Annotated in this window: 8 protein-coding genes and 1 other annotated feature; of the genes, 6 read left to right on the top strand and 2 right to left on the bottom strand. The window is 39.1% G+C overall.

The window, feature by feature from the left end:
* The first annotated feature begins 321 nt into the window (after positions 1–321).
* The 5 genes from acsA to ACIQZG_RS22835 all read left to right on the top strand — a co-directional run bounded on the left by acsA (position 322) and on the right by ACIQZG_RS22835 (position 6,533).
* Positions 322–2,049 (top strand): acetate--CoA ligase, encoded by a 1,728-nt coding sequence (acsA, locus tag ACIQZG_RS22855; protein WP_402758198.1) that lies wholly within the window; start codon positions 322–324, stop codon positions 2,047–2,049.
* Positions 2,050–2,326: 277 nt separating this feature from the next.
* Positions 2,327–3,361, top strand: a complete 1,035-nt coding sequence (argC, locus tag ACIQZG_RS22850; RefSeq protein ID WP_402758196.1) for an N-acetyl-gamma-glutamyl-phosphate reductase — start codon at positions 2,327–2,329, stop codon at positions 3,359–3,361.
* A 70-nt stretch (positions 3,362–3,431) separates the two neighbouring features.
* Entirely contained in the window at positions 3,432–4,664 is a 1,233-nt protein-coding gene (gene argJ / locus ACIQZG_RS22845) for a bifunctional glutamate N-acetyltransferase/amino-acid acetyltransferase ArgJ (protein ID WP_402758194.1), read from the top strand.
* Positions 4,627–5,406, top strand: a complete 780-nt coding sequence (gene argB / locus ACIQZG_RS22840) for an acetylglutamate kinase (protein ID WP_402758192.1) — start codon at positions 4,627–4,629, stop codon at positions 5,404–5,406. The genes argJ and argB overlap by 38 nt, the downstream gene beginning before the upstream one ends.
* Positions 5,403–6,533 (top strand): acetylornithine transaminase, encoded by a 1,131-nt coding sequence (locus ACIQZG_RS22835; RefSeq protein ID WP_402758190.1) that lies wholly within the window; start codon positions 5,403–5,405, stop codon positions 6,531–6,533. Before argB ends, ACIQZG_RS22835 begins: the two co-directional genes overlap by 4 nt.
* Before the next feature lie 59 nt (positions 6,534–6,592).
* Here ACIQZG_RS22835 and ACIQZG_RS22830 read toward each other — a convergent pair whose 3' ends face one another.
* On the bottom strand, positions 6,593–7,483 hold the full coding sequence (locus ACIQZG_RS22830; protein ID WP_402758189.1) for an NAD-dependent epimerase/dehydratase family protein: 891 nt from the start codon (positions 7,481–7,483) through the stop codon (positions 6,593–6,595).
* Between the two features lie 122 nt (positions 7,484–7,605).
* On the bottom strand, positions 7,606–10,593 hold the full coding sequence (locus tag ACIQZG_RS22825; protein ID WP_402758187.1) for a transglycosylase domain-containing protein: 2,988 nt from the start codon (positions 10,591–10,593) through the stop codon (positions 7,606–7,608).
* Positions 10,594–10,696: 103 nt separating this feature from the next.
* Positions 10,697–10,903, top strand: a binding site (T-box leader).
* 132 nt (positions 10,904–11,035) lie between these two features.
* On the opposite strand from ACIQZG_RS22825, the gene tyrS reads away from it, so the two are divergent.
* Positions 11,036–12,304: a tyrosine--tRNA ligase gene (gene tyrS / locus ACIQZG_RS22820; protein ID WP_402758185.1), complete on the top strand. Its 1,269-nt coding sequence runs from the start codon at positions 11,036–11,038 to the stop codon at positions 12,302–12,304.
* The last annotated feature ends 172 nt before the right edge of the window (positions 12,305–12,476 follow it).

Genomic DNA, 12,476 nt, shown 5'->3' with positions numbered 1-12,476 from the left:
ATTCCATTATAACGGATTTTATGCGAAAATACGCTTGATTTTACGAAATATAACTAAATTGTTAGAAAAATAAAAACATTGAGACATTCTGTGGAGATTCGTGTAAAATAGATTTATATTGTATCTGTTATTTAACAGATTTTATAGATTTATTCAGTAAACACCTGATTCGTATTGTTTTTACTGTTCTATAACACTTGTTGGATAACGTGAATGCTTTTAACTGAAGAAACAGGTCTATTGGGGATTACGTCCTATTAAGGGCGAATGAAAATCTGTTTACTCAAATGTTAGGGCGAATGTAAAGAAAGGGGTAGTTTCATGGGGATGAAAACAATGGAGAGATTAAGAGCTTTACCAGAGCAATACAATTTACCAAATTATGAGGATGCAGCTGCAACTCATGATTGGGCGGAGACAGAGAAAGCATTTAGTTGGTATGAGACAGGTAATGTGAATATGGCATATGAGGCGATTGACCGACATACTGAGACATACCGTAAAAATAAAGTTGCGCTTTACTATAATGATGGCAAACGTAAAGAGTCTTATACTTTCAATGAAATGAAAAAAATGACAAATAAAGTGGCTAACGTTTTAAAATCTTTAACAGATTTAGAAAAAGGTGACCGCATGTTTATTTTCATGCCACGTTCACCTGAGCTTTACTTCTCTTTATTAGGTGCATTAAAAATGGGCGTTATTGTAGGTCCTCTATTTGAAGCATTTATGGAAGGCGCTGTATATGACCGTTTAGCTGATAGTAATGCGAAAGTATTGGTAACAACACCAGAGTTAATTGGTCGTGTGCCACTAGATAAATTACCGAATTTGCAAAGAGTTTTCCTTGTAGGGGATGACATTGAAGAGTCAGAGCAAATTATAGATTTTAATAAATGTTTACAAGCAGCATCGCCGGAGTTCGAAATTGAATGGGTAGATCGTGAAGATGGTATGATTCTTCATTATACTTCAGGTTCAACTGGTGCACCAAAGGGTGTTCTACATGTGCATAATGCGATGTTACAACAATATCAATCTACACAATGGGTACTTGATTTACGTGATGATGATATTTACTGGTGTACAGCAGACCCAGGTTGGGTAACTGGTACATCTTACGGTATCTTTGGTCCATGGTTAAACGGTGTTACTATGTTAATCGTCGGTGGACGTTTCTCACCACAAGCTTGGTATAAAGCAATTGAAGACTATAGTGTAACGGTTTGGTATAGTGCACCAACTGCATTCCGTATGTTAATGGGGGCAGGAAGTGGTATTTTAGAAAACTATGATCTTTCTTCACTACGTCACGTATTATCTGTAGGCGAACCTTTAAACCCTGAAGTAATTCGTTGGGGCTTTGAGGAACTTGGACATCGTATCCATGATACATGGTGGATGACTGAAACAGGTGCACATATGATTTGTAACTATCCAAGTATGGACATCAAGCCAGGTTCCATGGGTAAGCCATTACCTGGTGTATATGCAACAATTGTTGACGATGCAGGAAATGAAGTACCACCATTTACAATGGGGAACTTAGCTGCACGTCGAGGCTGGCCTTCTATGATGCGTCAAATCTGGGGGAATCCAGATCGATATGAATCGTATTTCTTAAAAGGGGAATGGTATGTATCTGGAGACTCAGCGTATATGGATGATGAAGGGTACTTCTGGTTCCAAGGTCGTGTGGATGATGTAATTATGACGGCTGGTGAACGTGTTGGCCCGTTCGAGGTTGAGAGTAAATTACTAGAGCATCCAGATGTAATTGAAGCCGGTGTAATTGGTAAGCCTGACCCTGTTCGTGGTGAGATTATTAAAGCCTTTGTGTCATTACGTGAGGGTGTTGAGCCGTCTGATGCGCTAATCGAAGATATTCGTAATTTCGTGAAAAAAGGTTTATCTGCACATGCTGCACCTCGTGAAATCGAATTTAAAGATAAGTTGCCAAAAACAAGAAGTGGTAAAATAATGCGCCGTGTGTTAAAAGCGTGGGAACTAAATTTACCAACAGGTGACCTTTCAACAATGGAAGATTAATTTTTTATACAAAAGATGCATAAAAATAAGGTAGGAATTCATTCGTTTAACGAAAGGGTTTCTACCTTATTTTTCGATTTTATATGAAATGTCGGTGCAATGCGTTTTTATTGCTGTGAATTATTGTGTTTTTAATAGATTATTAAGAAAATAAATAAAAATACGGTTGACTTAATAATTATGCAGACGTATACTATTTTTATCTTAATTCGGCAGAACTTTCTCACTTCTATTGGTGGTGAGACGAATTTGAACTTATTACTTTGAGGTGAGTGCAATGAAAGTAGGAATTGTTGGCGCAACAGGATACGGCGGGTTAGAGTTAATTCGTTTTTTACATAATCATAAAGCGGTGGAGCAAATTGATTTATTTACATCTTCAGAAGAAGGTGTTGTGTTTTCTTCTAAGTTTGGGCACCTAATCAATATTGCGGATACACCGCTACAAAAAATCGATTATGAAGCACTAGAGAAGTTTGATGTTGTTTTTACTAGTACCCCATCAGGTGTGACAAGTAAACTGCTCCCACCACTTGTAGGAAAAGGGCCAAGGCTAATTGATTTGTCAGGGGATTTTCGGCTAAAGGACCTCGCAAGCTACGAACAGTGGTACGGAAAAGAAGCAGCACCAGCTGAGGCGATTGCGAAAAGTGTCTATGGCTTAACAGAATGGAATGCAGAAAACGTAAAACATGCACCATTAATTGCAAATCCCGGTTGTTATCCAACGGCTGTATTGCTTTCATTGTTACCATTATTAAAAGAAAGATTAATTGATCCACGTTTTTTAGTGGTCGATGCGAAAAGCGGTATTTCTGGCGCGGGGAATAAGCCATCACAAGCAACGCATTACAGTGAGGCAAACGATAACTTTTCAATTTATAAAACGAACACACATCAACATATTCCAGAAATTGAGCAAGCAATTTCTATGTTTGCAGGAATCGATACAACGATTTCCTTTAATACACATTTAGTACCGATGACGCGTGGCATCTTATCGACAGCTTATGCACCGGTTATGCCAGGGGTTACAGAGGCACAATTAGTTGCTTGTTTACAAGCGAAGTATGAAGATCATCCATTTGTGAGAATCGTGACAGATGCAAATGGTCTTGCTACAAATCGCGTAAAAGGTTCGAACTACTGTGACATTTTTGTCAAAGTGGATAGCCGTACAAATCGTGCGACGATTGTCAGCGTCATTGACAATTTAGTTAAGGGAGCTGCGGGTCAAGCGATTCAAAATATGAACGTTCAATTTGATTTACCACAAACGACAGGGCTGGATGTCGTACCGTTTTTCATCTAAAAATTGGTAAGCACGCCGCAGATTGCTGTGTGCTTCTCTTATTTCATATAACCCAAGGAGGAGTTTTATTATGACACTAACAGCATCGACGAATGTTATGAAAAAATTATCAAGCAAAAATATTGTTTCACCTAAAGGCTTTAAAGCAGCAGGCATGCATTGTGGTTTAAAGCATAAGAAGAAAGATTTAGCTGTATTAGTGAGTGATGTACCAGCGAGTGTAGCAGGGGTTTTCACAACAAATGCTGTACAGGCAGCACCATTAAAAGTGACAAAAGAAGTTGTCTATACGACGAAAAAAATGCAGGCGATGATCGTAAACTCTGGAAATGCTAATGCATGTACCGGGAAACAAGGCGTGAAGGATGCTCAGATGATGCAATTTTTAACAGCCGAAAAACTGGGTATTGATGCTAATTTAGTAGGTGTTTGTTCTACGGGTGTCATCGGAGAAATTATTAATATGGCACCAGTTTCAAGCGGAATTGCTCAATTAGAGCCATTAGATAGCCTAGAAAGTGCAATCGATTTTGCACAGGCAATTATGACAACTGATACTGTGATGAAAAATACTAGTTACAGTACAATCATTGATGGCAAAGAGGTCGTGATGGCAGGTGTAGCGAAAGGATCAGGTATGATTGAGCCAAATATGGCAACAATGCTTGGCTTCATCACAACAGATGCAAATATCGAATCAGACGTATTACAAGCGGCATTATCTGAGATTACGAACTTAACGTTTAACGCTATTACAGTAGATGGCGATACATCTACTAATGATACTGTCGTTGTGATGGCAAACGGCTTAGCTGGCAATGAACCATTAACGCCAGTACATCCAGATTGGAAGAACTTTTACTACACATTAAAAACAGTTGCACAGGACTTAGCAAAAATGATTGCGAAAGATGGAGAAGGTGCAACTAAACTTATTGAGGTAGAAGTAGACGGGGCTATTTCAGATGAAGAAGCTCTTAAAATAGCAAAAACTGTAGTAGGTTCACCTCTTGTAAAAACAGCAGTCTTTGGTTGTGACGCAAACTGGGGCCGTATTATTTGCGCAGTTGGCTATAGTGGTGCAACAGTTGACCCAGACAAAATTACGATTAAAATCGGGGGCGCGACAATGGTTGAAAACGGCGAGCCAATTAAATTCTCTGAAGATGAATTAATCCAGATTTTAAAAATGCACGAAGTAAAAATCTACGTGTCACTTGGTGTTGGGGAAGGCCACGGACACGCTTGGGGATGTGACTTAACTTATGACTACGTTCAAATCAACGCATCATACCGCTCGTAAGCGTATGGTCATTAAGCTGGGCGGCAGTACGCTAGAAGGCTTAAATGAAGAGTTTTTTGTGAACTTTAAAAAGCTGCAAGATGAAGGTGTGGAGCTCATAATTACACATGGTGGTGGGCCAGCGATTAATCGTGAGCTTGCTGCTCGTCAAGTGGAGTCACATGCGTTAAATGGTATTCGTGTTACGAGTGAAGCGGCTATCGATATTGTACAGTCGACATTAATCGGTAAGGTTAATCCAGCACTAGTACACGAATTAACAACAGCTGGTATTGCTGTAGTTGGCTTAAATGGCTTTGATGGACAGTTAATTGAAGCTAACTTTTTAGATAAAGATGTTTACGGTTTTGTCGGGGAAGTAAAGGCGGTTAATACATCGTTATTAGAAAAAATGATTAGTGCTGGCCTTGTCCCTGTCATCGCTTGTGTTGGTGCGAGTACAGATGGTCAGGCTTTAAATATTAATGGCGACACTGTGGCAAGTGAAATTGCACTTGCTATTGGTGCAGATAGCTTATTACTTGTAACAGATGTTAAAGGTATTCGTATTAATGATGAATATCAAACAGAAGTAACACCTTCCTTAATTGAAAGGTGGATTAAGGAAGAGCATATCTACGGTGGGATGATTCCGAAGGTACAAGGGGCAATGGATTGCTTAAATGCGGGTATCCCATCAGTACAAATTGTCGGAGATACGCTAGTGGGTACGACAATTTTAAGTGAGGAGCTAGTGAGATGAGTACATTATTCGGAAACTATGGGAAACGCCGTGCACAAATTGTCAAAGGGCAAGGAACAATTGTAGAGGATTCTTCGGGGAAAAAATATTTAGATTTTACGAGTGGGATTGCAGTTGTCAGTCTTGGACATGCGCATCCAGTAATTGTGAAAGCTTTGCAGGAACAAAGTGAGAAGCTTTGGCATATTTCGAATTTATTTGATATTCCTGGGCAAGAGAAGGTTGCAGAGAAGTTAGTGGCAGATACACATTTCTCTCATGCGTTTTTCTGTAATAGTGGGGCTGAAGCGAATGAAGCGGCCATCAAATTAGTACGTAAACATACAGGGAAAAATCATATCATTACTTTTGAAAAGTCCTTCCATGGTCGTACATTTGGGGCAATGTCTGCAACTGGACAGGGCAAGATTCATAATGGCTTTGGTCCACTAGTTGATAAATTTACGATACTGCCATTCAATGATGTAGCAGCACTTGAAGCAGTTATTGATGATTCAGTAGCAGCGATCATGCTTGAAATGATTCAAGGTGAAGGTGGCGTCAATTCTGTTACTCCTGAATTTGCACAAGCAATTGCTACTATTTGTGAAGATAATGGAATTTTACTAATTATTGATGAAGTGCAAACGGGTATTGCTCGTACAGGTACTCGTTATGCATATGAACAAACTATTCTAAAGCCAAATATCGTGACATTAGCGAAAGGCTTGGGTGGTGGATTTCCAGTAGGTGCAATGCTTGGTACAGCTGAGTTTTACGATACATTTAGCCCGGGTACACATGGTACAACTTTCGGTGGCAATCCACTTGCAATGAGTGTAGCTGAAGCTGTCCTAAATTATGTTTTTGAATCAGCATTTTTACAAAATGTCGAAGAGTTATCAACATATTTTGTTGAGCAGCTAAAAGCGAATTTACCAGCTACTTATACAGTACAAGGGCAGGGATTACTACTTGGTGTCGGCTGTGGAGAAACAGAAGTTGCTGCTTATATTGCAGCCGCAGAAGAGAAGGGCTTGTTATTAGTAGGTGCAGGGCCGAATGTTATTCGTTTGCTACCACCGCTTACTGTGACAAAAACAGAAATTGACGAAGCTGTTGCTATTTTGAAAACAATTTTACTATAAAAGGCATGTTTCTAAAAAAGAGTTCATCCGTCTATGAAAGCCGAGATGAACTCTTTTAATTACGCTTCGTTTTGGACTTGTTTCACTAGTGTTTGCACCAAACTAGGTAGCCAATCATGTAATTGGCTAAACGTAAAACCTGCTTTTTCTGCTTTAGTTGTGGCCATATACCAATCTGCAGGAATACCATATGGTGAACGAGTTTTGTCATCCCCACCGATAAGTGCCACCTTCGCAAGTTTGCCACTGGCTTCTTCAATTAATCCAAGTAAACCCTTTAAAGAGATAGTGCCTGTTGCTGTTGCATTAAAGGGACCTTCAATATTAGAAACACCAGAAAAATATAAAAATGCAGCAGCTTCATTTTCTGTAATAAAGCTCATTTTAGCATCAACATTCGGTAATGAAATGGGCTCTTCATTCAATATCTTTTCAATGTGGAAGTGTAAACGGCGTGTGTAGTCATGCTCACCGACGACAATAGGGAAACGCACAGCAACTACAGGGAACGTTGCTTGTTTAAACAAGACAGCTTCAGCTTGTTTTTTACCTTCACCATAAGTGAAATCCTCTCTGTTACCCATACGAATTTCATACGAATATGGATCGAAATTAGTTTCTGTTTTAACAACACCATCTGCCTCATACGTAGCGAGGGTTGAGGTGAAAACTAGTTTTTTTGTTTTACCTCGTAAAATTTCTACAAGATCACGGGCTTCATTTGAGGAATAGCAAATATTATCATAGACAATATCCCAAGTGAGACCGTTTAATACTTGGGCAAAGGCCTGTGTGTCGTTGCGGTCAACAATAAGATGCTGTAGTCGATTGTCAAAAGGGTTAGTGCGTAGACCCCGTGTTAAAATCGTCACTTCATGCCCATTTTCAATGCATAGCTCTACGAGTTTTTTTCCGAAAAAACGTGTACCACCGATTATTAAAATTTTCATATTTCTCCCCACCCTTAACACTTGTTGTTTTTTCTATCATGACAAAAAAACAAGCTTCCCACAATCCTAAAGTGATTGCTGAAAGCTTGTCGGTTGCGTATTGCGCGAGAATGACTTATTAATTATTCGGTGGGTACATCGGTAGGAGGTGGAGGTGGAATTACACTACCTCCGTTATTATTTTCTCCATTGGAGCCATTGTCACCGGAATTGTTATTTCCATTCCCATTATTTGACCCGTTTGAATTGCCATTATTAGATCCATTCGAGTTTCCGTTATTAGATCCATTTTCTTCGTTTGAGCCATCACCATTGCCGCTACCATCAGTCGGTGGTACTGGAGTTTCGACTTGTTCATCGTCAGTCTCTGTGTCTCCACCATTCGATACAACATTAGATTGTGCAGATGATAAACCGGTAATATCTACAGCGACTACAACATAAGATCCACCACTTGGCACTGAAACACTGTGCGTCGATTCAAGTACGGAATTGATTAGTGTGTTACTTCCGTTTGCGACGTTATAAATGCGATAGCCAACAACATCATTAGAAGAACTTGTCCAAGATAGTGTATTTCCATTAAGAGTTGCGCTTACTGCAACAGGCGCATTTCCATCAGCAGGGAAATCAGCCGCTGCGACTGACGACTGGGATAGTGACGAATTTTTAGGTAGTAAACTTGTTGGATTACCACCAAGTGGACCGAGCATGCGTTTGATAAAGGCTTGGTTAAGACCTGAACCACCTGTTTTTACAAATTCCTTAGGCGTATTTGGATGTGCATTGTACGTTTTACCTTGGATTGTGACGACACTAGATGATCCACCTAGGCTATCGTCAGGTTTGGATGGTAAAAATACGTTCGCATTAAATAAATCTGATCGTACAAGACCAGCACTCTGGCATGCTGCAGAAGGAGCTAGGCCAGATATACCACAGAATGATGCAGTGACAACATTTTTCGGTTTTTTAAAGATTGTTTTAGCATCAATCAATTCTTTATCTACATCATACATAGCATTCATTAATGTACCCCATAGTTTATTAACACGTGTACTTGGTTGTAGGTACGTATTATTGAATGTGTAAAGTGAACGCTGTTTGTCATAGCCCATCCATACACCAAGTGAAACATTTGGGTTATAGCCGACTAGCCAAACGTCTTTATAATTATCAGTTGTCCCTGTTTTCGCAGCAAAATCAGAAGAGAATTTTAAAGTTCTATTGGCTTCTGTCCCTGTTCCTGATTTTAAAACATCACGCATCATATCTGTAATGATATACGATGTTTCAGGACTAAATACTTGGACAGGCTCTACTTCATGTTGATAAATTGTATTACCATCAAGGTCTACTATTTTCTCAATCATATAAGCATCAATAAACTGTCCACCATTTGCGAATGTAGCAAATGCATTTGTATTTTCTTCAACAGACGTCCCGATTTTTAATCCCCCAATACTTGCAGAAGGGTTTTCATAGTCTTCAGCATGTAACTTCGAAAAGCCCATTTGTGCTAAATACTCTGCAGGTCGTTTGTTAATAATTTGATGATATAAACGCCCTGTCGATATGTTTTGTGAGCTTGCTAATGCCTCACGTGCTGGAATTAGTCCGCGCTCTTCACTAGCGATATAGTTGTTTGGCTTCCAACCATTCCAATTAAATTTAACGTCTACTAATGGGCTACCTGCACCAATTACACCGTATTCAATTGCCGGTGCATAAACGAGTAAAGGCTTCATTGTTGAACCATTTGCACGGTAAGCTTGTGTCGCATGGTTTAATTCTTCAGTTTTGAAGTCACGACCGCCAAGGAAGCTTAAAATTCTACCTGTGCTGTTTTCAATTAAAATACTACCAACTTGAACAGGCATTTCTATATTAATCTCTTCGCCAGTCACAGGGTCTTTTCCTTTACTTGTATACGTATGACCGTAGTATTTAAAATTATCCGCTGTTTTGCGCATGGCATCGTACATATCTTTATTAATAGTTGAGTAAATACGATAGCCTTTTGAGCGCACATCGCGGTCTGCTAAAATCATATATTTTTCCTTGAGCTTTTCTTCGGTCTTTAAGCGCTCAGGATCGATTCCATCTTTTTCTGCTAAAATTTCAGCAATGATCTGTTTCGCGCGACCTTCCAGTTCATATGTTAACCATGGATATTTGTCTTCTGGACGTAATTCAGGTGCACGGAAATCAGCTGTTATATCATATTCTAATGCAACATTGTACTGCTGATCATCAATATACCCAGCTTCTTTCATTCGATATAGAACCGTCTTCATACGGTCAATCCCGGGTTGTAGTGCTTTCTCACTTTTTAAAACACCTGTATTTGTAAACGGTGTATATGCATAAGGTGCTTGGGGAATACCAGCGATATAGGCAGCTTGCGGAAGTGTTAAATCCTTCGCCTTCACTCCGAAAATGCCCTCTGCTGCAGTTTCAATCCCTGCAATATTACGTCCTGATGCATTACGGCCATAAGGGATAATATTGAGATAGGCTTCTAAAATTTCTTCTTTTGTCATGAAGTGCTCTAAGCGCATTGCGAGCAACAGTTCTTTCGCTTTTCGCTCGTAGGATACTTCATTTGTTAACACTTGGTTTTTAATTAGCTGTTGTGTCAGTGTTGATCCACCTGTTTGTGTTGAAGAGTTTGTGACATCTTGTAATAGACCACGGAACACCGCTTTTGGCACAATCCCATTGTGTTCACGGAAATATTCATCTTCAGTTGCTAGTACAGCATTAATTACATCTGGTGAAACTGCGCTTAGTGAGGTTTCACGACGATCTAAATCTGTTCGTAATTTCCCAATATAAATATCATTGGCAAAGTAAATTTCACTCGTTTCCTCATAATTGAAAATGAGTTCACGCAACTCATCTTTCGAGCGAAGTGGCTCATCTTTTACAAGTGAGGCGAAATAACCTGCGCCTACAGAGCCAACAAAAACTACACCAACAAGTACAAAGATTAAAAATAGTAAAAGTAAGTTCCAGGTCACACTGCCTGAAAAACGTAAAGTTTTCATCCATTTTTGTTCGAGTAGCTTATCGATCTTTGCGTTGATCTTTTCAATCCAATCTTTCACGTAATCGACCTCCTAAAATCATGGTCTATTATAGCATATTTTGATTTGTCTAGAACATAGATATTGACTTTGAGAAAGATTCGTTTAAAATAATGTTTATAGTTTTCTAGTGTTGAAAAGTTTGAAGTAGTTTCTATATTCCCTGTTTAGAGAGCTAGCGGTTGGTGAAAGCTAGTCATAATGTAGAGACGAATTACGTACTTGGAGCTTAGACGTGCGCGCCTGCGATAAAGGCGGTCAATGAAGAGGAAGATGGATGACATCTTCAAGCCGGGTGGTACCGCGTTAAGTGAACTTTAACGTCCCTGCATGCAACTTGTTGCGTGTAGGGACTTTTTTATTTTCATCAGTGGCTATCTAAACACCCATTAAAATGAAGATATTGCCTCCAGCGGATGTCCTTACACGTAACAAGCAACAAACATTTCTAGGAGGAATTAAGATGACAAGCGAATTATTACAAGATTTAGAATGGCGTGGCCTTCTATACCAACAAACGGATGCTGAAGGTATGGAAAAATTATTAGAGGAACAATCAGTTTCTTTATACTGTGGTGTTGACCCAACTGCAGATTCTATGCATATTGGTCATATCGTGCCACTTTTAACGCTTCGTCGTTTCCAAAAAGCAGGGCATCGTCCAATTTTACTTGTAGGTGGAGCAACAGGAATGATCGGGGATCCATCTGGTCGTTCTGAAGAGCGTCAATTACAAACAGTAGAACAAATCGATAAAAACGTCCAAGGGATACGTGGACAATTAGAGCGTATTTTTGAATTTGCTGAAGAAGGAAACGGTGCACAATTAGTAAATAACCGCGACTGGATTGGTGGCATAAACACAATTGAATTTTTACGTGATTATGGAAAATTGATTAACGTTAATTACATGCTAGCAAAAGATACAATTGCGTCACGTTTGGATACAGGTATTTCATTTACTGAATTTGCATATACGTTAATTCAAGGAATTGACTACAATCACTTATACAACCACTACAATTGCCGTATTCAAGTAGGTGGATCTGATCAATGGGGTAATATTACTACGGGTCTTGAAGTAATTCGAAAAACACATGAAGATGAAACTAAAGCATTTGGTATTACGATTCCATTAGTTACAAAAGCAGATGGCACTAAATTCGGTAAAACAGCTGGTGGAGCAGTGTGGTTAGATGGTAAGAAAACATCTCCGTATGAATTCTACCAATTCTGGATTAACGCAGCGGATGCAGACGTTATAAAATATTTAAAAATCTTCACATTCTTAACGCGTGAAGAAATTGAAGCGTTGGCTGTATCTGTAGAGGAAGAGCCACATTTACGTAAAGCACAAAAAGCACTTGCAGAAGAAATGACACGCTTAATCCATGGTCAAGAAGCATTAGACCAAGCAATCCGTATTACAGCAGCATTATTCTCTGGGGATTTAAAGGCACTTTCAGCAGAAGAAATGAAAGATGCTTTTAAAGATGTTCCTTCTATTGAAATGGCGAAAGAAAGTAAAAACATTGTGGATTTACTAGTTGAGGCGAAAATCTCATCTTCTAAACGTCAAGCTCGCGAAGATGTTACAAATGGAGCAATCAGTGTAAACGGTGAAAAGGTAACAGACCTTGCGTACACAGTGGATGAAAAAGATCGTCTGGAAGATGCATTTAGCATTGTACGTCGTGGTAAGAAAAAATACCATATGGTCAAATTTAACTAAATCTATTAATAGGAAAATCCCCTCGGAAATATTTCTGAGGGGTTTTTTATATGGATTATAGTTTTGATTGTTTTAAAGGTTCTATAATATTTGTTGGGGTTTTTACACAATTACAAGCATGAAAAAAACACAGATTCACCGATTTATATATACTTGAATTGTCAAGAAACAA

This window comes from Lysinibacillus sp. NPDC096418 (assembly GCF_044762775.1).
In the GTDB taxonomy this organism is placed as follows: Bacteria; Bacillota; Bacilli; order Bacillales_A; family Planococcaceae; genus Lysinibacillus.
The sequence above is the reverse complement of the archived record's forward strand: the minus strand, read 5'-3'. Positions and strand labels throughout refer to the sequence as shown.